Source organism: Shewanella sp. SP1S2-4, assembly GCF_031932075.1.
Lineage (GTDB): Bacteria > Pseudomonadota > Gammaproteobacteria > Enterobacterales > Shewanellaceae > Shewanella > Shewanella baltica.
In genome coordinates, this window is the sequence record NZ_JAUOET010000002.1 from 150,371 (window position 1) to 173,214 (window position 22,844).

At 47.1% G+C, this 22,844-nt stretch carries 16 protein-coding genes and 4 tRNA genes; 12 read left to right on the plus strand and 8 right to left on the minus strand.

Features of this window, described 5'->3' with window-relative positions; genetic code table 11:
- Nucleotides 1–208 precede the first annotated feature (208 nt).
- Nucleotides 209–3,925 carry a response regulator gene (locus Q4Q52_RS02880; RefSeq protein WP_220591192.1) on the plus strand — a complete coding sequence of 1,239 codons (3,717 nt, stop codon included), beginning with the start codon at nucleotides 209–211 and terminating at the stop codon, nucleotides 3,923–3,925.
- A 120-nt stretch (nucleotides 3,926–4,045) separates the two neighbouring features.
- Complete coding sequence (locus Q4Q52_RS02885) at nucleotides 4,046–6,454, plus strand: zinc-dependent metalloprotease (protein ID WP_311989799.1); 2,409 nt, start codon at nucleotides 4,046–4,048, stop codon at nucleotides 6,452–6,454.
- Nucleotides 6,455–6,474: 20 nt separating this feature from the next.
- Here Q4Q52_RS02885 and Q4Q52_RS02890 read toward each other — a convergent pair whose 3' ends face one another.
- Nucleotides 6,475–8,283, minus strand: a complete 1,809-nt coding sequence (locus Q4Q52_RS02890; RefSeq protein ID WP_011845712.1) for a protein kinase domain-containing protein — start codon at nucleotides 8,281–8,283, stop codon at nucleotides 6,475–6,477.
- Between the two features lie 249 nt (nucleotides 8,284–8,532).
- Here Q4Q52_RS02890 and Q4Q52_RS02895 point away from each other — a divergent pair, with 249 nt between their 5' ends.
- Entirely contained in the window at nucleotides 8,533–8,874 is a 342-nt protein-coding gene (locus Q4Q52_RS02895; RefSeq protein ID WP_105250285.1) for a hypothetical protein, read from the plus strand.
- Between the two features lie 102 nt (nucleotides 8,875–8,976).
- Nucleotides 8,977–9,633 carry a thiopurine S-methyltransferase gene (locus Q4Q52_RS02900; protein WP_311989800.1) on the plus strand — a complete coding sequence of 219 codons (657 nt, stop codon included), beginning with the start codon at nucleotides 8,977–8,979 and terminating at the stop codon, nucleotides 9,631–9,633.
- Nucleotides 9,634–9,918: 285 nt separating this feature from the next.
- On the opposite strand, the gene Q4Q52_RS02905 is transcribed toward Q4Q52_RS02900, so the two are convergent.
- A complete protein-coding gene (locus Q4Q52_RS02905) occupies nucleotides 9,919–10,110 on the minus strand; it encodes a bacterioferritin-associated ferredoxin (RefSeq protein ID WP_006080031.1) in 192 nt (63 codons plus the stop codon).
- 261 nt (nucleotides 10,111–10,371) lie between these two features.
- On the opposite strand from Q4Q52_RS02905, the gene Q4Q52_RS02910 reads away from it, so the two are divergent.
- On the plus strand, nucleotides 10,372–11,946 hold the full coding sequence (locus Q4Q52_RS02910; protein WP_311989801.1) for a PAS domain-containing methyl-accepting chemotaxis protein: 1,575 nt from the start codon (nucleotides 10,372–10,374) through the stop codon (nucleotides 11,944–11,946).
- An 86-nt stretch (nucleotides 11,947–12,032) separates the two neighbouring features.
- Here Q4Q52_RS02910 and Q4Q52_RS02915 read toward each other — a convergent pair whose 3' ends face one another.
- On the minus strand, nucleotides 12,033–12,968 hold the full coding sequence (locus tag Q4Q52_RS02915) for a D-2-hydroxyacid dehydrogenase (protein ID WP_259527961.1): 936 nt from the start codon (nucleotides 12,966–12,968) through the stop codon (nucleotides 12,033–12,035).
- Between the two features lie 94 nt (nucleotides 12,969–13,062).
- On the opposite strand from Q4Q52_RS02915, the gene Q4Q52_RS02920 reads away from it, so the two are divergent.
- Nucleotides 13,063–13,395, plus strand: coding sequence for a DUF3392 domain-containing protein (locus tag Q4Q52_RS02920; RefSeq protein ID WP_259527960.1), 333 nt, complete (start codon nucleotides 13,063–13,065; stop codon nucleotides 13,393–13,395).
- A 20-nt stretch (nucleotides 13,396–13,415) separates the two neighbouring features.
- Here the strand turns inward: Q4Q52_RS02920 and Q4Q52_RS02925 are convergent, their stop codons facing one another.
- From Q4Q52_RS02925 to rsgA, 5 genes are all read right to left on the minus strand, one after another.
- A complete protein-coding gene (locus tag Q4Q52_RS02925) occupies nucleotides 13,416–14,138 on the minus strand; it encodes a glycerophosphodiester phosphodiesterase (protein WP_311989802.1) in 723 nt (240 codons plus the stop codon).
- 14 nt (nucleotides 14,139–14,152) lie between these two features.
- Nucleotides 14,153–17,356 carry a mechanosensitive ion channel domain-containing protein gene (locus tag Q4Q52_RS02930; protein WP_311989901.1) on the minus strand — a complete coding sequence of 1,068 codons (3,204 nt, stop codon included), beginning with the start codon at nucleotides 17,354–17,356 and terminating at the stop codon, nucleotides 14,153–14,155.
- Nucleotides 17,357–17,424: 68 nt separating this feature from the next.
- Nucleotides 17,425–18,306 (minus strand): DMT family transporter, encoded by an 882-nt coding sequence (locus Q4Q52_RS02935; RefSeq protein ID WP_311989803.1) that lies wholly within the window; start codon nucleotides 18,304–18,306, stop codon nucleotides 17,425–17,427.
- A 6-nt stretch (nucleotides 18,307–18,312) separates the two neighbouring features.
- The gene (gene asd, locus Q4Q52_RS02940) at nucleotides 18,313–19,191 is read right to left on the minus strand and encodes an archaetidylserine decarboxylase (RefSeq protein WP_028761759.1); all 879 of its coding nucleotides are present in this window, start codon (nucleotides 19,189–19,191) and stop codon (nucleotides 18,313–18,315) included.
- Between the two features lie 62 nt (nucleotides 19,192–19,253).
- A complete protein-coding gene (gene rsgA, locus Q4Q52_RS02945; RefSeq protein WP_311989804.1) occupies nucleotides 19,254–20,318 on the minus strand; it encodes a small ribosomal subunit biogenesis GTPase RsgA in 1,065 nt (354 codons plus the stop codon).
- A 112-nt stretch (nucleotides 20,319–20,430) separates the two neighbouring features.
- Here rsgA and orn point away from each other — a divergent pair, with 112 nt between their 5' ends.
- The 6 genes from orn (at nucleotide 20,431) to Q4Q52_RS02975 (ending at nucleotide 22,700) form a co-directional block, all read left to right on the plus strand.
- Nucleotides 20,431–20,976, plus strand: coding sequence for an oligoribonuclease (gene orn, locus Q4Q52_RS02950; RefSeq protein WP_311989805.1), 546 nt, complete (start codon nucleotides 20,431–20,433; stop codon nucleotides 20,974–20,976).
- Nucleotides 20,977–21,166: 190 nt separating this feature from the next.
- A tRNA-Gly gene (locus Q4Q52_RS02955) sits at nucleotides 21,167–21,242 on the plus strand.
- 34 nt (nucleotides 21,243–21,276) lie between these two features.
- Nucleotides 21,277–21,352, plus strand: a tRNA-Gly gene (locus Q4Q52_RS02960).
- Between the two features lie 42 nt (nucleotides 21,353–21,394).
- A tRNA-Gly gene (locus Q4Q52_RS02965) sits at nucleotides 21,395–21,470 on the plus strand.
- Between the two features lie 42 nt (nucleotides 21,471–21,512).
- Nucleotides 21,513–21,588, plus strand: a tRNA-Gly gene (locus Q4Q52_RS02970).
- A 656-nt stretch (nucleotides 21,589–22,244) separates the two neighbouring features.
- A complete protein-coding gene (locus tag Q4Q52_RS02975) occupies nucleotides 22,245–22,700 on the plus strand; it encodes a hypothetical protein (RefSeq protein ID WP_006080046.1) in 456 nt (151 codons plus the stop codon).
- Nucleotides 22,701–22,844: the final 144 nt, after the last annotated feature.

The following is a 22,844-nucleotide window of genomic DNA, read 5'->3' on the forward strand; positions in this document are numbered from 1 at the left end:
TCGGTTTAATTTAGCGTAATAACAAGGCCTCAGATATTGAGGCCTTACTTATAGGAAGTAGAAGATTTTTAATCGACTTATCAGTGGTATGAGTAGCCTTTATCGAACAATTATTTTATGTGATTGGCAGTTCCTTCCTGCTACTATATGGAGCTCATAGCTTTTGCCGCCGTAGGCTGAAATCAAGCGCTGCAATCAAGGGTAGTGGATGAAATCGAGTGAGCCGGATCTGCAACTAAAATCGCCGATCCAGAAGAACTACAACCGTGCCGTTTTTTATACGTACATCGGCGTTATCGTCATGTCTTTGTTGACCGCATGGATGTTTTTCGACCGCCAAAAAGCCCAGCAGATGGAGCAGCGTGAAGAACAGGTTCAGCGCCATGTTCTGCAAATCGATTTGTTACTCGAGTCGAGCATTAGAGCGGTAAAAAGCTTGCGTGACGTTGCCGTGGATCATTTGCGCTTAGGCGAACTCGTCCGTAAAGAGCGCTTACCCCAATACGGTAAATTTAACGAAAGTGGCCAGTATTTTACCTTAGAACCTAGCTACGCCCAGAGCGGTGAACCTTTTACCAACATGGGTAGGATTACTGGTGCAGGTTCCCTCGATGGCCGCAGCGACAAGTTCTATCAAGAACTTGAGATGTTGTTTGAGCTGTCATTGTCATTCCCCGTCGCCAAAGAAGCCGCTCCGAAAGCCTCGGCGATTTATTACCTGTCGAAACGTAGGATCATGTCCTATTTCCCTTGGTCGAATGACGATCAACGATTTAGGGACGAATTACTCAACAAGAAACAGTTCCAATATGCCACCCCGGCCATGAACCCGCAGCGCAGTGTGTTTTGGAGCGAAGCCTATGTGGACTCCACCGGCAAAGGCTTATTGACCACTTTAGGTGTGCCCGTTTATTTGGACGATGAGTTCATTGGCTCAATCAACTTGGACATGACGCTTGCCTCGTTAGCGCGGCAAATTCGGGTCTACTTTAAGATGCCGGGCACTGTGATTTTGCTCGACCAACAGAACAATATTTTATCCCACAGCGATTTTGATAGCTCAGACATTAATCGGGTCTATCACATCAGCCAACGTATTCCCTCTGAGCTGCATTCTTTACCTGAGTCGGAATTGTTCGATGCCCATGATGGCATCATACGTAACGGCTATTACATCCACTCGGTTGCCCTGCATAACGCGCCTTGGCGTTTACTGTATTTGCAGGATGAAGACGACCTATTCCAAGACTCGTGGGAAAAACTACAGCTGACCTTTATTTTGGTGGTGATCGCCCTGTCTGTGTTGGTGACCATAGTGCATTGGCAGACGCGCCGCTCTTTTGTAAGCCCTGCCTCGCGACTACTGTCGCACCTAGAGGGTTGCTCGCAAGAGCCGCGTAAGCCACCGGAGAAAATCACCCGCGGCTGGGAACCTTGGTTCTTGCTAGTCAGTCGGATTTTTGAGGAAAACAAGCAATATACCCACCATCTGGCTGAGCAGAATAAGCGGCTCGATAAGCTAGTGGCGCGGCGTACTGAACGCTTAAAAGACACCACAGAGCGGCGTGAGCGCGAATATGCGCTACTGCGTTCTTTGCTTGACTCAATCCCAGAAGCTATTGTCTTTAAAGACAAAGAAGGCAACTACTTAGGTTGTAACAAGGCGGCTGAGCGCATGCTGGGTTACACAGAGAGCGAGATGATAGGTTTGTCATCTGAGGATCTGACCTCGCCTGAAATGGGTATACGTATCCGCGCCGAAGACGAACAAGTCCTAAAAGATCGCACGCCGCTGCGCTACCAAGAAAAGGTCGAACTAGCGGGCAAACCTGTGCTGCTCGATACCCTTAAACTGCCTTTTTATAATCGCCGCGGTGAACTGCAGGGCTTGATTGCTGTGTGGCGTGATGTGACGCGGGAATACGAATCCGCAGAACAGTTACGCCTGTCCGAAGAGCGTTATCACTTAGCTATGGATGCGGTGGAGGATGGCCTGTGGGATTGGTATTTAGACTCTGAACAGATCATTTGTAACCCTGCGTATTATTCTATGCTGGGTTATAAAACCAACGAGTTTCCAGCTCTTGTGTCGACAATTGATGAATTATCCCACCCCGACGATCGGATTCGCGTCGAGGAATACCGTGCCCAATATTTAGCAGACCCTGTCGGCGCTTACGAAATCGAATTCCGTATGTTAGGTAAAAATGGCGGCTATCACTGGGTGTTATCCCGTGGCCGTGTGGTGGAGTTCACCGCCGAAGGTCAGCCTAAGCGTATGCTCGGTACCCATAAGGATATTACCCGCCATAAGAGTAACGAAGTGGCGCTTTTAGAAGCCAAGCAAGATGCCGAATTAGCTAACCTCTACAAGAGTGAATTCTTGGCCAACATGAGCCATGAGATCCGCACGCCGATGAACGCCATTATCGGTATGTTGCAGTTGGCGCAGCGCACCTCGTTAACGGCGCAGCAGAAAGATTACCTCGAAAAAGCCGGTTTCTCGGCGCAATCGCTACTGAGGATCATCAACGATATTCTCGACTTCTCTAAAATTGAGGCGGGTAAGTTGGAGCTTGAGCGGGTGCCATTCCCGCTGGATAAAGTGCTCGATCATGCCCTCGATCTCAATGCGCTCAAGGCACAGGAGCAGGGCGTTGAGTTACTCTTGTATGCCCCTGTGACAGCGGGACTCATGCTTAAAGGCGATCCGCTGCGTTTAGGTCAAGTATTGATTAACCTGCTGTCGAATGCGGTGAAATTTACCCAATCTGGCGAAATTGAGCTGGGCTGTGAAGATGTCGGTGAGCGCGATCATCGGATTACCTTGAAGTTTTGGGTGCGGGATACCGGTATTGGGATCAGCAAAGATCAGCAAGAAAAACTGTTCGATGCCTTCGCCCAAGCCGACGGTTCGACCACCCGTAAATACGGTGGCACAGGTTTAGGTTTATCGATCAGTAAGCATCTGGTGTCTATGATGGGCGGTAAGATGCAGGTGCAGAGTGAGCTTGGGGTCGGCAGTACCTTTAGCTTTACTATCAGCTTTGAGATTGCCGAAGCCGCTAAGATTGAGCCTTTCGTCGTGCCGGAAAAGCTCAATAGTCTACGTACCTTAGTCGTTGACGATAACCCAACGGCACTGCAAATTTACTCGACCTTGATGCGAGATTTCCACTTCGAAGTTGATACCGCCGCCAGTGGCGCCGAAGCGCTTTACAAACTGTCGCGGGCACCAATCGATCTGTTATTGCTCGACTGGATGATGCCAGAAATGGACGGTAGCGATGTGGTCAGTGCCATAGATACTATGGTCGCCGAAGGCCGCTTAGCGAAACGGCCTGTGATTATCATGATGACGGCCTATGCGGCAGAGCCCTTGCAGCATGAAGTCGATAGTGCCAATGTGTTTGCCGTACTGCAAAAACCGTTTAAGGCATCGAGTCTGTTCGATGAGATCATTGCCGCCTTTGCCGATGAACCGAGATTGAATGTGGTTCAACCTATGGTTGAAGTTCAAGTTGAGGAAGGAGAGCACACAGGTCTAGTGTTGCTGGTGGAGGATAACTTTATCAACCAGCAAGTGGCCACCGAACTCCTTAAGAGCGCTGGCTACGAAGTGGTACTGGCCGACAATGGTCAAGTGGCGCTGGATACCATAGACTCGCGGCCGTTTGATGCCGTGTTGATGGATATTCAAATGCCAGTGATGGACGGGTTAACCGCTGCAAAGGCACTGCGTGAGCGTTTTAATGCCGATGAACTGCCTATTATTGCCATGACAGCCCATGCCATGTCGGGCGACAGGGAAAAAAGTTTAGCGGCGGGGATGAATGCCCACATCACTAAACCTATAGTGCTCAACGAATTATTTGAAACATTAAATCACTGGATCAAACATAAGAACCAGCATCAGAATCGTTAATTTATTTGCTCGGGGCCAGTGATGGCCTCGCGTTATTTACTTTTAAGCAATCGCTTGAGATCAAGAGTCATCGATAACTTATTAAGGTAAATAACGCAGCCAGCCGTATCAGGAGGAAAGATGAAACCCCAAAGTTTAGCCTTAGCCTTATCCATAGCGCTGTTAGGATTTCCCACCGTTACCGTCGCAGCAGCCGCGCCTAGTGCCAAGATTATTAAGCAAAGCCAAGAGGCGAAAGGGTTTCTTAATCTCTATTACGAGGAATCTCAGGGAGAGTTGTACCTTGAGGTCAATCGCTTAAATCAGCCTTTTCTCTTGGTCACTAGTTTGCCGCAGGGTGTAGGTTCGAACGACATTGGTCTCGATCGTGGCCAACTGGGTCAGACCCGCATGGTGCAGTTTGAGCGCCAAGGTCCCTATATTTTACTCAAGCAACTCAATACCCAATATCGTGCGAATACCACTGACGCCGCTGAGCAAAGAGCGGTTGCAGAAGCCTTTGCCGATTCAGTGCTATGGCAAGGCAAAGTGATTGAGGGCAAGCCCGATCTGGTGGCTGTCAACGATCTGGTCCTCAATGATTTACACGGTGTGGCTTCCGTTTTGCAACAAACAGAGCAGGGCAATTATCGGCTCGATTTGAGCCGTTCTGTCATTTTGCCCAAAGGGATTAAATCCTTTGAGAAAAACGCCGATGTCGATGTGCAACTGACGTTCAAAGGCGATGTTGCTGGCGCGCAGGTCGCACAGGTAACCCCCGATGGCACCTTAATGTCGGTGCGGATGCGTTATTCCTTTGTTGAGCTGCCCGATACTGATTATCAGCCGCGGGCTTATCATCCGATGAGTGGTTATTTGTCCGATGAGTATCAAGACTATGCGACGCCCTTTGACCAACCGTTAGCTCAGCGTTTTATCCTGCGCCACCGTTTACAGAAAGTGAATCCTGGCCCAGCGCCAAGCGAAGTCGTTAAACCTATTACTTATTATCTTGATCCTGGCGTGCCAGAGCCGATACGTTCGGCGTTGCTCGATGGCGCGCGCTGGTGGGAGACAGCTTTTACTCGCGCCGGATTTATCAATGGCTTTAAAGTTGAGTTATTGCCGGTAGATGCCGATCCGCAGGATATTCGCTACAACATGATCCAATGGGTGCACAGGGCGACGCGGGGTTGGTCCTATGGCGCCGCGCTGACCGATCCTCGCACAGGTGAAATCATTAAGGGTCAAGTCACGCTCGGCAGCTTGCGTGTGCGGCAGGATTACTTGATTGCCAAAGGCTTAACCGCAGGCTGGCAGGATAGAGTGGCGGCCGAGAAAGCGGCGACAGCCTTGTCGCTGGCGCGTATTCGCCAACTGGCCGCCCATGAAGTCGGCCACACCTTAGGGCTAGATCATAACTTTGCCGCTTCGACCAATCAGGATGCCTCTGTGATGGATTATCCCCATCCGAAAATCCAGCTAAAGGGCAATGATATTGATATTTCAGCACCTTACACTACAGGTGTTGGCCCTTGGGATGATTTTACTATCGCCTATGGTTATAGCGATCAAGGCGATGCCCGTACCCAACAAGCATTGCAAGTCGACTTATTGGCCGATGTCGCCAAACGTGGCTTACGTTATATCGGTGAGGCCGATTCTCGCCAAAAGGATGCGAGTCAGGCCTATGCCAGTTTGTGGGATAGTGGTGACGATCCGATCGAGCAGCTGGGTAAGCTCGATAAAATTCGCACTAAGGCGATTGCGGGATTCTCCAGTGCAGCCTTGTTACCCAATGAGCCGCTGGGCGAGCTAGCCGATGCCTTTGCGCCAATTTATTTGCTGACGCGTTATCAAATCGATGCGGTTGCTAAGTTGATTGGCGGCACTGACTATAACTATCAATCCATAGGTGAAGGCAGCCGCTGGAGCTATATTGCGCCGCAATTGCAGTTAACGGGTTTAGATGCGTTGCTTAAAACCTTAGATGCCGCGAGTTTAACTGTGCCGCAAACCTTGCTCGACAGTTTAGTACCAAAGGCGGGGAATTATCATGCCACGCGGGAATCCTTTGACTCAGGTTTAGGCGCAATTAACGATCCTCTCGGCATGGCTGAAGTATTTAGCCGCCATACTGTTAGCTTGCTATTGATGCCTAAGCGTTTGAACCGTGTCAGCCAAGCATCCATGGCCGATAGCGAGCAGTTATCGGTGACGACATTACTGGATAAGTTATTCGCGGCGACCTTGTATCAAGAGGACAAGCTTGGGCTGGTCGAAGGCGTGTGGATGCGAGTGAACGCTGTGGTGATTGATGAAGTGCTGGCAACGCTGCACAATCCTCAAACCTCACCAGAGGTGAGGGCTGCGATCAACGATCGCGCTCAGTTTGTGATTAAGCAATTGAAAGCGAAGTCGAATCGAGCGAATGCAAGTCTTGCGGCCCATTATACTTGGTTGCAACAGGGTCTGGCTGCGGGCTTAACCGATGCTAAGGTTAAGCTGATTTCTAAGCCATTGACCTTACCGCCGGGATCGCCGATTTAATCTGATGAATATAGGCGCCATTAGGCGCCTATTTCTTTTGGATTTTTCGGATAAAAGTGATCGGCTTTACGCTCTAGATGGGTAAAGCGGCGGGTGTTTTTGTAGGGTAGTTTCATAAAGCCCGACACGCCGTGGCCTTGGATTTTGCCGACATGATGCAAGATGCGATCTAGACTGGCGCGAAACGCCGCTTGCTTACGGGGGTTGAGCAGCTTCAAGTAACTGTGGATTTTCAAGTGATTCGGCAGTGCCTCAAAAATGATGCAGCCTGTGTGGTGAATTTGGTTGATGCGGGCTAATTCTTCCATGATCTCCACCGGCAATTCGAGGTTTTCGTCGGGATCTTTACCGTCTTCAAAGTAAGAGTGTAACCGTGACTTATCTTCTAAGGTGGGCACATCACCGACTTCAAAGGGCAATTGCAGATCGGCGCTGGCAACAAACGGCTCGCTGATATCTGTTCGCTCGATATGCAGCGTGTCTTTGGCGTTAAAGAAACAGGCCTTAAACACCCCGATACGTTTAATTCCCCGCGCCAGATCTACCATATTGTTGACCGCAATAATTAAGGCACTTTTTTGTTTTGCATCGTAAATCGCAAGATTGGAGTCGATAAACACGCCGGTTTCTTGCCAGTGGATCGCGAGACCGCCCACGATTGGATATTGCGCTAACCGACCCACTGCGGCGATAAAACCTTTTTCGGTATCGCCCATGCCCGCGAGGAAGTTGCGGTAATATTTTTCGAGCTGAATATCATCCATCTTAGCGATAGGATCTTGGGCGTTATGTTCCTTCAAAAAGGACTTACGCGAGCTGTAGCTGACGGTTTCAACATCTTTGTCGCGGGATTGCACCCACACAGGAATTTCACCCTGTAACTCAGCTTTGGGCAGTTCTGGTAAATGCAGTCTGTGGCTGTGGCGCATACTTTTCAAAAAGTAATCGCCGGCAATGTTGCGCTGCTTAGGATCTGTGCTGAGCATGCCCTCTAAGGTACGGGCTAATTCCATTGGTAAGCCAATGCTGGTGGGCGAGATAACTTGTGCGCCGAAGCGGCTTGCTTGGCCTGAGGCAAGAGCATACAGAGTTGCAGCAACGCCTTGTTCGTCAAAGCGCGGGCTGGAGAGTGCCCCATTGAGTTGCTCTTCGCCGATAAAGTACACATCGCCCATGCGGGCGTTGGTATGTTGTTGATCGCTCGACATTAACGCCATCACATTGTCTTCGACCGGCTTGTTATATTCATCTCGCTGGGCAAACACCGCCGATCCCCAATCGATCAACGATAAGTGTTGCTGTTCAATGTCGTAAACCAGATTAGAAGGTTTGATATCGCCGTGCACTAAGGGCTTGCCCGTGCGCAGGTAATACAAGATATCGGCGAGTTGGCGGGCGATGCTCATGACCATAGCTGTGGGCAGGGCGCCCATACGGCGGCAAAGTTGGTCGAGATCTTCGCCTTTTGCCCGCTCCATCACGAGTATGCCTTGCTTGCCGACTCGCTCAAATTTGATCGCGCCCGGCACATTGGGATGCTTGAGTAAGGACAGCATAAAGGCTTCTTCTTCGAGCCTATCTTGAATATGTTGCGGCAGATTAATCCGCGAGAACTTAAACACATGGGCATCGCCCGCTTGATTGATACCCGCAAACACGAAACCGTAGGCGCCTTTGCCGACCAATTCGATATCGGTATAACCTAACTTGCTCAGCTGCTGTTTACAGAGGCGGATCCACGCCTTGTGTTTACGGGCATCATTGGCTTTGAGCAAGTAAATGGATTGCTCTTCAGAAATATAAAAATGCTGCAGCTGAGGTGTTTGCAAATTGTGCTCCTTGTTTTGTCCATTTAACCAGTAAGCGGGGGCGATAATCAAATAGCGGCTGGCTTTATTTTAGGATTCAGAGCGGCATTAGTGATCAGCGTCAGGCGCGGCTTACCTATACGATCATTTCGTCACTGACTTTGACTTACATCAAATTAAATCCTCGCGACTATAGGTAATCTTTGGGGCATTAGATGGAATCAATTTTTATTAATTAACCCACAGACAAAGTGCAGCTAAGGAGGGCGTATGCCCACCCAATATAAAGCCTTGTTGATTGAACTTTTGGAATATCCGCGTAAGCGTATTTTACAGTCAATGGAAGTGACCCATTGTCCGCATGCGGTATTTTTTAATGATAGAGACGAGCAATGTTTAACTTGTCATCAGGGCATGGAATGTATCTGGATGAACCAGAATGACGAGCTGGTGGCCGTGAACGAAAAATCGATTGCCGAGTTAAAACAGCAGTTGTTGATCGCTGTGGACTTTATCGACTCATCTTTAAGCCCACATCATTTATCACGCCGTCAATGCCAATGCGATAACTGTGTTTGGCTGCGTAAAGTGCAAGCCACTTTAGATCAGTAAGTTAGTCTTTACATTGCTGAGTTTGCCGAATGGCAGGAGGTTTTGCATCCACTTTAAAATGTCATTAGAGTAAGGACAACATTAGCGAATAGAGATAAACCCATGGAACCCGGTTTTTGGCATGAAAAGTGGCAGCAGCAACAGATAGGTTTTCATCAGCAAGACATCAATCCTTTCCTCGTTAAGTATTGGCAGCAGCTTGCATTACCCGCAGATACTAAGGTTTTTGTGCCCTTATGTGGAAAGTCGCTAGACATGTGTTTCCTCGCAGAACAGGGGCATCAGGTCATAGGTTGTGAGTTAAATGAATTGGCTGTACAGCAATTTTTTAGCGATAACCAACTCGAGATGACGCAAACGGCCGTGGGTGAACACCAGCATTATCAAACCGAACAGATCAGCTTGTATCAGGGTGATATTTTCACTCTACCTAAGGCTATCACTCAAGACGTGACAGCATTTTATGATCGCGCGGCGTTGATCGCATGGCCAGAAAGTATGCGTGCCCAATATGCCAAGCAGTTAGCGAGCTTATTACCTAGTGGCTGTGTCGGTTTATTAGTGACCTTAGATTATCCGCAAGAAGCGTTAATTGGCCCACCTTTCGCCGTATCCCCAACCTGGGTTGAACAGCATCTGAGTGATGACTTTGACATTGAAGTATTAGCCTCCCAAGATGTGTTGGCCGACAATCCCCGCTTTATTAAAAAAGCCGTACCTTGGCTTAATGAAGCCGCCTATTTGTTGAAACGTAAGTAGGGTTGAAACGTAAGTAGAATTGACTCGAAAGTGGATCTGCAACCCCATTGAATGATCAGTAGTAACAGAGTTCAGTGGGGACTTGTCATTAAAACATCATATCTAAAGTCTAAACTGACAAGATTATTTAAGACGAAGTGACGAATAGAAAGCTTTGTTGTCGCGGGACTTTTTGGATTGAGTTTGCTTTAGCTGAATTGAGTTTGCTTGAGTCAGCGTGGTTTTAGCTTGTCGGAAGTGTGTTCGTTAGCGAGTTACCCATTACCACTCTATTCGCGATTCAATTTACGCGACTTCGTAATAATTAGGCTCACGCTCTAATTGATTCTGGATGATCTGCACCGCCATTCTTGCACACTTGCCACATTGATCGGCAACACCTAAGCGCTTTTTCACGTCAGCAAGCGAGCTATCGCCCTGGCTTACGGCATTTTTAATTTGCGTATCAGTGATCGCATGGCAAAGACAAACGTACATATATTAGTCTCCAAAAGAATTGCGCTAATTCTAAATGAAAACGCTTATCAAATGCAATCATGTTTTTTTGGGTGATTTTTATGCTTTTAACGTTTCCGTTACATGACGCACATTTTATCGTCTATGCTAGATGTGTTTCAGCATTAAAAATGAGCTAATGTCTGCAGCAGATCGGGATTACAGCGTCAGGGTGATGATGCCTCACGGATGGATAACTCATGGATGAATAACGAAGAATTAATCAAAGATCCATAAGGTTTCATGAGAACTAATCTACCAGTTACACAGCGAGAATATGATTATCCAGCGGATTGGATTTTATTGTCGACTACGGATACTCAAAGTCATATCACTTACGCCAATCAATCTTTCTGTACCGTTGCCGGTTACGACCTCGATGCCATGCTAGGCAAGCCTCACAACATGGTGCGTCATCCAGATATGCCTCCGCAAGCGTTTGAAGATCTGTGGCGATGTATCAAAAAAGGCGAGCCTTGGAAAGGGATAGTGAAAAACCGCTGCGCCAATGGCGATCACTATTGGGTCGATGCCTATGTCTCACCGATTTCAGTTAATGGCAAAGTCGTCGAGTTTCAATCTGTACGCACTAAACCCACACGCGATCAGGTTAAGCGTGCAGAAATAGCCTATGCGGAGTTGAACAAAAAGGGCAGCGTCAGTGCGTTAAAACGTACCTTGGATATGCCAGTTAAATTGCTGTTACTCGCATTGGTTGCCATGCTACCTATGCTTTACCTTGCTCTGCAAATTGGCTTAATGGGCTTTATTGCCCTAGCGATAAGCATCCTAGTATTGCTGGTGGGCGGTAATCTGGTGCTGAGTCGTTATTACGCGATAGTGGCTAAGGCAAAGCATATCTACGATAACCCCTTGATGGCGCATATTTACAGTGGAAGCTCTGATGATCTTGGCGCGATTGATTTGGCGCTCCAAATGCAGACCTCTGAGCTTAAGTCGATTCTGGGGCGTGCATCGGATTCCTGTTATAACGTGTCTGAACAGGCCAAAATATCTGCCGCTAAGGGAAAACAAATCCAGAGTACCAGTCAGGCTCAATTATCTGAAATAGAACAAGTTGCTACGGCGATGCAGGAGATGACCGCCACATTAGGCGATATGTCCTCCAATTGTGCCGATGCCGCCAGTGCCACGCAAATGGCATCCGCTGAAACCATCAATGGCGATAAAACCGTGTCGAGCACCATTAGCTCGATTCAAGCTATGGCGGAGCAATTGCAACAAACGTCCAAGGTCATTACTGAGTTAGAAGCCCACAGTAAAGATATCGGCACTGTGCTAGATGTGATTCAGAGTATTGCGGGTCAGACAAATTTACTGGCATTAAATGCCGCGATTGAAGCGGCGCGTGCGGGTGAGCAAGGCCGTGGTTTTGCCGTGGTTGCTGACGAGGTTAGGGCATTGGCGCAACGTACCCACGATGCCACCAAGGAAATCCAAAGCATGATTAATCTGTTGCAGCAGGGGACCAATAAAGCTGTGGTCAGTATGCAGCAAGGCGTGGTTGCCGCTTCCCAATGTATTTCAACGGCGGATTTAGCAGGCACTGCATTACGTACGATTCGTGAAGCTATTTCGACCATTACCGATATGACGCACCATATTGCCAGCGCGGTTGAAGAACAATCAAGTGTGGCAAATGAGATGAATCGCAGCGTGGTGAATGTGTCGCAATTTACCCATTCTAGCCATCAACTTGGCAGTGAAATGGTCGACTTGAACGATGAAGTGACTCGCGAGATGGATTCTCACTCAGTCTTAGTTGATCAATTCTTAAAGCGTAGCTTTAGGGTGTAATCACCTAAAACGTAAGATAACAAAGGCGATAGTCTGACTATTGCCTTTGCTTTTTCTGATCCCTGACTCAATTTCAATTCTCTAACTCAATAGCCCTTACTAAAGTCGATTCGATTCTGCAGTGGCTCACCGCTAATGTAACGGCGATAGTTTTGGCTAAAAATCTCGACGATTTGTGCGGGATGGCTGGGCGCTGAAATATGTGGTGTGATAATGGCATTTCCCCGATCCCAAATGGGATGGCTATTGGGCAAAGGTTCTTGAGCAAAAACATCTAAAACCGCTTGTTGAGCAGGTTTAGCGATAAGCTGGACATTAAGCGCATCGAGATCGAGTGCATCACCGCGGCCGACGTTAAACAGCACTGCATCATCTTTTAGTCTGCCTAAGGTTTCAGCGTTAAGCAGGTTCTGGGTTGCCGGAGTGCTGGGCAGTAAATTGACCACCACATCGGCTTGCATCAACGTCTGGGCTAAATTGGCCATCGCTTCAATGGCATCAAAACCTTCAACGGTATTACCGCTGCTATTGATACCAGTAACATGCATGCCAAAGTGTTTTGCCGTCTGCGCTAGATGCTGGGCAATTGAGCCAGTACCGAGCAAGAGCAATCGCATTCCTTGTAAACTTGTGTGACGTATGGGTGGTTGAACTTGCCACTGTTTTTGCTGTTGCTGCTGACGATAAAAACCATGACCACGGATATGCGCGAGTAAGTAACTGAACACAAACTCACTCATCAACGGGCCGAAAATGCCTTTAATATTGGTAAGTTGATAGTCTTTTCTGCCCCTTGGACTCATCAGGGCATCTATGCCAGCAAAGCTTGATTGTAACCATTGCAGATTTTTAGCATGGGGCAATAGGGGCGCGGCGAGTTTAGGTTCGGCTAACCAAATATCAGCATCAATTATGCCCGCTGGATTATCGTCGAGTAGCTCTAAATCAGGGAGTTTCTGCGCCTCAATCAAATCGCGATACTGTTGATTTGCCTTCGTTAGCAAGAGTAACTTGTGCCCCATGGCGTCTCCCTTTATGCTTGGTTATTGTTATTTTTCAATGTGCTGTCGCGGCCACTCAGATGGATTGCACAGCATCTTTTTAGGTTGAGTCATTATGGATCAGTTAGTCGCCCTTATTGCCCAGTTGGGTAACATGCTTCGCCCTTGGGCTTTTGATATTGCTACCGCTATGGTGGTGTGTCTTATTTTGGTTTTTTCAGCGGATGTCAATCGTATCCTAAGGCGTCATTTGTTGGGGCAATCTTTTGTGCTGCGAACATTTGTTTTTATTATTGTGAATGCCTTTGGCTATGGCCTATTGATCGTGAAAGCCACGCCTTGGGTGGCAAGACACATAGTGGCTATGCCATCCCATTGGATGTTTCTGTTAATTCTGGCCATGTTTATTTTTATCGGTTATTGGGCTCAGCGAAATAGCCAAGCTTAATATCGATATCAAGGTTGTCGTTATTCAAAGTAACCAGAGTAATCGGCCGTGGCCACTTGAGCTAAGGCTTGCATGGCACGGTCGGGATAATTGCTGAACACACCATCGACGCCCATCTGCTTAAGTGCATGAATATCGTCGCTATGATCGACCGTATAAACATAAACCTTAGCGCCTCTGTTGTGGGCGTCATCCACTAAGGCTTGGCTGATAAAGCTGAGATCTAAGTGCAGCGAGTAAGCATTTAGCTCACTGACAACCGCGGCATTATCAAGCGGAATACTGGCCAGCAGCGGCGCGACTAAAGTCTCGGGCAAAGCTTGTTTAAGTTCGCGCAGATACGGGTGATTAAAAGAAGAGATCAGTAACTGCTCCTGGGTAAACCCAAGCTGACTCAAGGCCTTTGGATATAAAGCGATTAACGGCGTGACGGTATTAATGCCTTTTAATTCAATATTGACTATGCAGCGCCCCGCAATCAGCTCAAGTACTTGCCATAACGTCGGTATGGGTTCGCCTTTCACATTGATGCTCGCCAGATAATCCTTACTTACTAAATGGATCACGCCAGAGCCCGAGCTTTTATTATCAAGCCTTCGGTCGTGGAACACGACTAACTCACCTTCGACATTATGCACATCGAGCTCGACGGCCTGAGCCCCTAATTCTAACGCCTTAGCCATGGCGGCTAAGGTATTTTCGGCCTGATAACCGCTGGCGCCACGGTGAGCAAAAATAAGCATGTTTTGCGATCCTATTAGCTTCTAATAATGCCTTGTTGCTCTCGACTTTGACCATTCTTAATATGGATTTCCATCTGCGGATAGGCGAGTTCGAGATTGTTTTCTTTGAGTTTTTTAGTCACTCGTTTATGTAAATCATGGCGCAGTGGCCAACGTGCCGACATATCTTTCGCATAGGCGCGCACTTCATAATCTTGGGTATGTTTACCAAAGCCGGCAAACCAGACTTCAGGTTCTGGGCTGGCAAGTGCATCTTCACATTCTTGCACCGCTTGATACAGGGTCGCTTCGACTTTGGCAGGGTCTGAATCCCGCGCCACCGACACATAAACAATGACCCGCGTAATAGGATCTGACAAAGACCAGTTGATCAACTGCTCTGTGATAAAGGCCTTGTTTGGGATGATAATTTCCTTTCTATCCCAGTCAATAATGGTGGTCGCCCGAATTTGAATTTTACTCACGGTTCCCGTTAAATCGCGAATCGTCACTGTGTCGCCAATCCGTACTGGCTTTTCAAACAAAATGATCAGACCCGAAATAAAGTTGGCGAAAATCTCTTGTAAACCAAAACCTAAACCGAGCGACAGTGCGGCAATCAGCCATTGCAACTTCGACCATTCCATCCCGAGATTAGAGAAGCCGATTAATAGTCCGAGGAAAACCACTAGATAACGACTGACGGTTGTGATCGCAAACCCTGTGCCTGGGGAGAGATCGAGTCTTTGTAGGATCATCAACTCAAGTAAGCCGGGGAGATTAGTAGCAATCATCAGCGAGAAACCGACCACTATCAGGCCAAACATCAATGACTTCATGGTAATGGGCAGTTGTTGTTCTAGGCCATTAACGCTGGTATTGGTCGTCCACAGCGTAATGCCGTCGAGGAAAGAAAACAGCGCCGTATGGGTTTGAGTCCACAGACCAATCAAGCTGGCTAAAAAGGCCAATAACAACAGCGAACGCACTAGGCCGAGGGATTGGCTCGAAATGGTTTCCAGATCGACCACGGGTTCTTCGTAGGTATCGAGTCCATCGGCGGAGAGATGATGGGTTTCACCTTTTTCCCGTTGGGCCAAGCGTTCGGCACGTTTTGCCTTAGCGCGGTCGAAGGCGATACGCCGGCGTTCAATTAACATCCAGCGTTTGATCAGCTGGTATAACAGTAAGAAACCGAGACCAAGTACGATCGACAATTGCAGTTGTAACAGCATTTGGAAAGCGGTGAAGTAGTAACCCCTAAAGGCTAATCCGGCACTCAACAAAGGTACAGAAATCAGCAAGGTCCAGAGGATCTTCTGAATGAGTTTTTTGTTTTTACCGTCTTTCTTAGCATCCGAGTTTTTACGGCTAAGAATTAAGATGTCTTTGTATAACAAGAATAAAACGATACAGAAAACAATAAAGGCACCACGGCCTATGCTGTTGCGCACCAGTGAGGTGTCGAGCACTTCGGTAAAGCCCATCAAGCCCAATAATGGACTGGCGACCAGCACAAAGTGTCTGAGCCTTGATTGTCCAGCTTGGATGAGTTTTGAAGGGCGTTTAAAATGGCCCACGAGTACGCCTTTGTCGAGCGTCAGAATAAAGATGAAGCGATATAAGAGGTAGACTAAACCAATCGCCAGTATGCCCATGCCCACTGCTTGCACAAAGTTGCGATCGGATTGATAAAAAATCAATCCCGCCATGATCACCGGGAAAGGTTTTATCAAGGCATAACTGACACTGCAGGCGAGTGCCTTGAGGGTGTAAATGAATTTATCTTGGGTCACATTGCCCACATAAGTGGTGTAATGATTTAGCAAGCGATTGAATTTAGGCGTGATTAAGTCCTGTACGACTAAACACAGTACCAGCAATATGATCCACCAAGACCAATAATCGTTTTGCTCTTCCCACGCTTTACCCAGTTCATCCCACTGCGCTTGCTGTACTAACCAAACCGCGCTGCGCTCAAGGTCGGTCAGCCATAATTTACTGATACTGGCAGCATTAGGCACCCAGAATAAATGCTCGTTTAGGGTATTTTTAAGGGTGAGATGTTGCTGGCTCAGTTGTTGATAGTTGACCTTCAACTTACCTAATTCACTCAAGTATTGGTCATAGCTTTGCATCAGCTGCGAGATCAAACTTTGCTGGGAGTGCAGTAGCTTAATCTGCTGCTCATTGTATAAGCCGGGCTGTTCTAACTCTTGATCATTAAGGGCTTGTTGCTGCTCTAAATGGTATCTGTCTAAGCGCGCATCGGCGATCAGGGTTTGCAGTTTTTCGTGGTTCGGCGGCTTAGGCAGTGATTGCAACATCTGCAAAAAGCGCTCACCAAAGGCGGAGTTCATTTTGACCCAAGTGATCTGTTCTTGGATGTTCGCCAACTGTTTGGCTTGGGATTGATATTGGGTTTCTGCCTGTTCCTGCTGTTCGACCACATTATTGATCTGCAGAGTTAACGTTTGCAGCTTTTGGCCGTAAATCTGGTTGGTGTCGGCAATATTACGGGTGATAGGATCGATAACTTTTTCGGTATTAACTAAGTTTTTGGCTAGGGTAGCATCCGTTTGTTGCTGACGTTGTTTATTGATTGCCTTGTTGATGGTTTCGATCAAGGCTTCTTGCTGCACCAGTTGTTGGCGGACTAGTTGTAATTGTAATTGCGTCAGTTCAATGCGTTTTTGGCTGCTGGCAAGTTCTGCTTCATCGGTGGCAAGGCTTTGTTCAAAGAAGAGTCGTTGAGTTTGCTGTAACTCTCCCGTAGGGGTATCTAGCGGGGCGAGTTCTGCTTTTTTGTTTTGGGCGACAGTTTGCCTCGCGCTGGCGATCACTGTGGGTAAGTCGTTGTGGCGCTGTAATAAATCGTTAACTTGTCGGCCAAGGGTAGATTCGCTTTCTTTAAGCTCAGACAAACGAATATAGGCCATCGAAGCTTGCTGGCTGAGATCTGTGCCTTTTTCCAGTGAGAGAGGTTTATAGGCTTCTTTCAGTGCTTGGTTGGTGCGCTTCTTGTGTTGTTCAAAATCGATTTGCGCCTGTTGGAAACTGGTCGCACTGGCGGCGAGTTTCTCTATGTTAATTTTTAGGTCGTTAATTTGTTCATCAATGCTGAGATTTTGTTGCTGATCTTGTTTGTTCATGCCAAGACGTTTGTCCAACTGCAAAGGCGAATTGGCAAGGACGGAAAATGAGAAAAAAGCAATAACGAACAATAAAATACGTGGCATAAGGACTAAAGACATTTAGGGGCGAAAGACGCTCCATATTAGCCAAATTGCGTTGAGATTGGTATGTTTCAGGCGTTCTTTTTTCGCCGCTGTGACTGGTGCGATTGATGGGTTTCGAAGATGGCGGTCGCGACTATGATAGTGCCGCCGATTACGGTGTTGAGATTAAGCTCTTCACCCAAAATAATCAGCGCTAACATGGCGCCATAGAAGGGCTGTAAGCAAGAGACTAGCCCAACCGTTTTGGCGCTGAGTTGCCTCAGTGCGGAAGTGAATAGCGCATGGGGCGCGGCGGTAAAGGCAACGCCGAGTAAAATAATCAATCCCCACACATCGAGTGAGATGCTGTTCAATTCCGTTTGGTGCCACGGCATCAAGAACACCACAGCGAACAAGGTTTGGTAGAACATGGCATGTGGGCCGCTGTACTGGGAAAAGTAGCGTTTGTGCAATAAGTTACGGGCGGTGAACAAGATGGCGGACACTATGCCGATGGCAATGCCCAGCGTAGTGTCGTTACCTAAATTGGCCTCAGGGATGAGTAATATCACCCCAATCAGCACTAACACGCCGCTGATCATATCGAGTAATTTTATTTTACTGCCTGTCAGCAACGGCTCGGCAATCACTGTCATCACCGGATAGGTGAAAAATGCAATCATGCCAATGGCGACCGACGACAATTGCATGGCGGCAAAATAGGTTACCCAATGCAGACTGACGATCACCCCAAGCCCGATGGCGACCAGATAATCTTGTTTGCTTGCTAGGGTTAGCTGTTTACGGCTGAGTTTGACCAGCAAACCTAACACAGTGGCGGCGACGATACAGCGTAGGAAGGTGATGTCCAGCGCGCTGAGTGGGATTAATTTAGAAAACAAAGCCGTGCCGCCAAATAGCAGCACAGCCAAATGTAATTCAATTAATCCCGAAGGTTTAGCAGAACTCAAGAAAGCTTAATCCGCTTGCTTAACGTCTTTCAGGTTAGCGAAGGCTTGTCCCATACGCGTTACTGCTTCGGCTTCGACACCTTCAGCAAAGGTCGCAATAGCATCTTTAGCAAACAACATCACTACAGTACTGCCTAACTTGAAGCGACCCATTTCCTCACCTTTATCTAAGGTGATGGCATCGGGGCCTTGGGTTGGATATTCCCAAGTGAAGACTTGCTTACCTGTCGGCGGTGTGACTGTGCCAGCCCAGACTGTTTCAATACTGGCAACAATCGTTGCGCCAACTAACACCATAGCCAGTGGACCTAATTCGGTTTCAAAAATCGCCACAACGCGTTCGTTACGGGCAAACAGACCGGGTACGTGTCTCGCCGTTAACGGATTTACCGAAAACAGTTCGCCAGGTACATAGGTCATTTTTGATAACGTGCCTTTAATCGGCATGTGGATACGGTGATAGTCTTTAGGCGCCAGATAGATAGTCGCAAAATCACCGCCTTCGAAGCGTTTAGCATCTTCAGCTTGATCGCCAAGCAGGGTTAAGGATGAATAGTGGTGACCCTTAGCTTGGAAGATGCGACCGTTTTTGATGGGGCCTAACTGGCTTACGGCGCCATCGACGGGATGCACCATGATATCGGCGTCCATATCTAACGGACGAATACCGGGTTTAAGGGCGCGGGTAAAAAAAGCATTAAAGCTTTTATAAGCTTCAGGCTCGCTCTGCGCCGCTTCGCTCATATCGATTTTATATTGTTTGATAAACCACTTAATGGCAGCCGTGGTTAACGCGCCCGCTTCGGCGGCGGCGAGTTTACCCACTAAACGAGATAATAAGTGTTTTGGCAGCATGTACTGCAGCGCTATTTTAACTTTATCCAATTTCAATTCCTTTTCTTACTGCTCAATCTTTGCTGAGACTGTTGTTATTTATCAATAAGTCGTTATTCATCAGTGGCCGCACGGAAATGGCGGGCATGACGTTGTTCATCTAAGCTGGCGATAATTTTATGGTAATTATTAAAGCGATCTTCGCTGATTTTACCTTGGCTCAGAGCTTCTTGCAGTGCACAGCCGGGATCGTCACCGTGTTTACAATCGCGGAATTTACACGCGCCAAGATACTCACGAAATTCAACAAAGCACCAGCCGACACGCTGTGCGGGAAGATGCCATAGGGCGAATTCGCGCACGCCTGGGGAGTCGATTAAATCGCCGCCACTAGGCAAGTGCAACAGTTTGGCGGTGGTGGTGGTATGTTGACCTAAACCTGAGTTATCGGAAACATCACCAATTACCAGTTCTGCATCGGGTAATAGGGCATTGATGATCGATGACTTACCCACACCAGATTGGCCAGCAAATACGCTGACTTTATCTTTGAGTATGTCTTTTATGGTATCGATACCATCACCTAACTTGCTGCTGACTTTATAAACTGGATAGCCAATATCTTTATAGCGCTGCAGCGCTTCATCGATTGCCTGCGCTTCATCAGGGTTGAGCAAGTCAATTTTATTCAAAATGATGATAGGCGGAATATCGGTATCTTCAGCGGCCACTAAATAACGGTCGATGATCTGGGTGGTAAAGCTGGGTAATACCGAGGACACAATCAAAATCTGGTCGATATTCGAGGCGATGATTTTCACGCCATCGTATAAATCTGGGCGTGTAAGTGATGAGCGACGTGGATGAACGGCTTCAACAATACCTGCGATACCGCTATTGGCTTGGCTCTCAATGGCTAAGCGTACGATCACTTTATCGCCAGTCACTAAACTGGTGACGGCACGGCGAATATTACAGCGCACAATTTGGCCGCTTTCGGTTTCTATGTCGGCATGTTGGCCAAAACGAGAAATCACAGTACCGGGCTGTTCTTGCCCCAATGAACTATCCTGTAACTCTGGCGTATTTCTATCGCCACTATCACGATTGAGTCGCTTCTCGTGATTAGCACGCATACGGCGTAATTGACCTTGGCTTAGGGGTTTCTTTTTACTCACTGATTCGTCTTCGTCAATTAGGTGATTTTTTGTGTCGGAAAAAAGCAGTATGATACACGCTCTTGAATAAAAAAGCCTGAATTTAGGCTAACTGACATGATAAGGCTGATTTATGACGGCAGATGTAAATAATCTCATTTGGATCGATTTGGAAATGACAGGGTTAGAGCCCGACGTCGACAGGATCATTGAAATTGCCACGTTAGTGACAGATCAAGAACTCAATATTATCGGTCAAGGTCCGGTTATCGCGATTCATCAATCGGATGACGTGCTGGCTGCTATGGATGATTGGAATCAAAAGCACCATGGTGAGTCAGGGTTGATTGACCGCGTTCGTGCTAGCCAAGAAACCGAAGCGCAAGCCGTGGCTAAGACGATTGTCTTCTTAGAACAGTATGTTCCTAAGGGCGCTTCTCCAATGTGTGGTAACAGTATTGGCCAAGATAGACGCTTCTTAAATCGTTATATGCGCGAGCTGGAAGATTATTTCCACTACCGCAATGTGGATGTCAGTACGATTAAAGAGCTAGTGAAGCGTTGGAGCCCAGAAACTATGGCGGGCTTTAAGAAGCAAAACACTCACCAAGCACTGCAGGATATCCAAGAGTCGATCGCTGAATTGCAGTATTATCGCAGCAAAGTATTTAAAATTTGACCGATCAGTAGATAAATATGCAAGAAGGGGTTGCAGCCGCATGAATTTTTCATATAATGCGGCCTCAACTTTTTGATGCGAACAGAGATGTACGGTCATTTAGATTGAATGCGAGATTAGCTCAGTTGATAAAGGTTTATAGGCGATACCTTTGTTAATGTTGAAGGCAAATGTAGCAGCGATACAAAAGGCGACATTAGCTCAGTTGGTAGAGCGATACCTTGCCAAGGTATAGGTCATCGGTTCGAACCCGATATGTCGCTCCAAATCTTAGACTGTCACTGTCTTAAAATGTGAAATGCGACATTAGCTCAGTTGGTAGAGCGATACCTTGCCAAGGTATAGGTCATCGGTTCGAACCCGATATGTCGCTCCAAATTAAAACTTAGTGATTTACTAAATCATTAATACATATTATGCGACATTAGCTCAGTTGGTAGAGCGATACCTTGCCAAGGTATAGGTCATCGGTTCGAACCCGATATGTCGCTCCAAATTAAAACTTAGTGATTTACCAAATCATTAATACAGATTATGCGACATTAGCTCAGTTGGTAGAGCGATACCTTGCCAAGGTATAGGTCATCGGTTCGAACCCGATATGTCGCTCCAATTTCCTAAATATTCCACTATCACATTACTCAATTGACATTAGCTCAGTTGTGGTTTTGATATGGCGATACCTTTGTGATTGTTAAATTAGTCAAGGTATAGGTCATCGGTTCGAACCGCTCTTGATCAAAATCATGTCGCTCCAATTTCGATAAACTTCCCAAAACTACTTTAACTACCTATTAGTTCAGTTTCTTAACATCACCATACCTTTCTTATGCTTAAACCGTTTGCCAAGGCATAGGTCATTGCTCGAACTACTCCCGATAAAATCATTTCGCTGTAATTCCGTTAAACTCTCCAACAGCTACTTTTTCACGTCATTCCCATAATTAGCTCATCTATAACTGTCTTGATTAACTACCATCTACTGCAAACCCTCTATCTTTGATTCATCATGCACAGCCAAAGATTTACTCCAACCTTTTAGGCTAAGTGTTTTGAGATCTCTTTGGCTTTTCTCTCTTATACAAAACAGTGTGATAGGATTTAGATGCGTGATCTGTAGCGTGTTTCTTCAAGTTTTCCTAAATTAGATAGCTTCGCGAAAGTTAAATTATGACCTTGTTCAAATATTCGTAACGCTTTTACTCACATAATGAAGCTAGACAAAATTAATAGCGCCAAGTAGTTGGCCTGACAGTGGAGTGCATTATATGCGTATTCAACAATTACGTGATCTACTTGAGTATGTGGCAAATTGCCGCTTAGATATGGCGCAACTCTATGGCCGACTCAATAATCAAGCTGACTCGGCCCGTGTGAAAATGATGCTGGATTATTTTGAGTCACATCAAAAAACCATGGCGGAGAAACTGCGCGATTATATAGAAGAAGCGCCACATCGTATTCTTGATACTTGGTACAAAGATTTCACCTTTGAAGACTTTACCAAGCGTTGCCAAGATACTATGTTGCCCGCGAACATGAATGAAGACGATGTGCTCAACTTGCACTTAGACTTAGAAAATCGTCTGATTGGTTTGTTAGAAAAAACGGTTAACTCAACCACTGCCGAAGATGCGCGTAATGCGTTAGCCAACTTGATCCGAGTAGAGAAAACTCAGCAACAACGTTTGGTCCACAGCACGATTCGGATGGACGATATCTAAACCGTCATCGCTTCTCAGTTCCCAAAGCCAGCCTAGTGCTGGCTTTTGTCTTTGTGTCATCTGTGTATCGACGACTTTTGCGCTACTTTGCTCCATTTGGACGGGTATCTGCGCCTGAACTGATTTACGTCATGATTTCCCAAT

Excerpts from the sequence above, each read along its gene's own strand:
- Q4Q52_RS02920 (WP_259527960.1), top strand. The coding sequence starts at position 13,063 with ATGGATCAGTTAGTCGCCCTTATTGCCCAGTTGGGTAACATGCTTCGC.
- Q4Q52_RS02925 (WP_311989802.1), bottom strand. The coding sequence starts at position 14,138 with ATGCTTATTTTTGCTCACCGTGGCGCCAGCGGTTATCAGGCCGAAAAT.
- Q4Q52_RS02885 (WP_311989799.1), top strand. The coding sequence starts at position 4,046 with ATGAAACCCCAAAGTTTAGCCTTAGCCTTATCCATAGCGCTGTTAGGA.
- Q4Q52_RS02895 (WP_105250285.1), top strand. The coding sequence starts at position 8,533 with ATGCCCACCCAATATAAAGCCTTGTTGATTGAACTTTTGGAATATCCG.
- Q4Q52_RS02915 (WP_259527961.1), bottom strand. The coding sequence starts at position 12,968 with ATGGGGCACAAGTTACTCTTGCTAACGAAGGCAAATCAACAGTATCGC.
- Q4Q52_RS02900 (WP_311989800.1), top strand. The coding sequence starts at position 8,977 with ATGGAACCCGGTTTTTGGCATGAAAAGTGGCAGCAGCAACAGATAGGT.
- Q4Q52_RS02975 (WP_006080046.1), top strand. The coding sequence starts at position 22,245 with ATGCGTATTCAACAATTACGTGATCTACTTGAGTATGTGGCAAATTGC.
- Q4Q52_RS02905 (WP_006080031.1), bottom strand. The coding sequence starts at position 10,110 with ATGTACGTTTGTCTTTGCCATGCGATCACTGATACGCAAATTAAAAAT.
- Q4Q52_RS02930 (WP_311989901.1), bottom strand. The coding sequence starts at position 17,356 with ATGCCACGTATTTTATTGTTCGTTATTGCTTTTTTCTCATTTTCCGTC.
- orn (WP_311989805.1), top strand. The coding sequence starts at position 20,431 with ATGACGGCAGATGTAAATAATCTCATTTGGATCGATTTGGAAATGACA.
- Q4Q52_RS02910 (WP_311989801.1), top strand. The coding sequence starts at position 10,372 with ATGAGAACTAATCTACCAGTTACACAGCGAGAATATGATTATCCAGCG.
- Q4Q52_RS02880 (WP_220591192.1), top strand. The coding sequence starts at position 209 with ATGAAATCGAGTGAGCCGGATCTGCAACTAAAATCGCCGATCCAGAAG.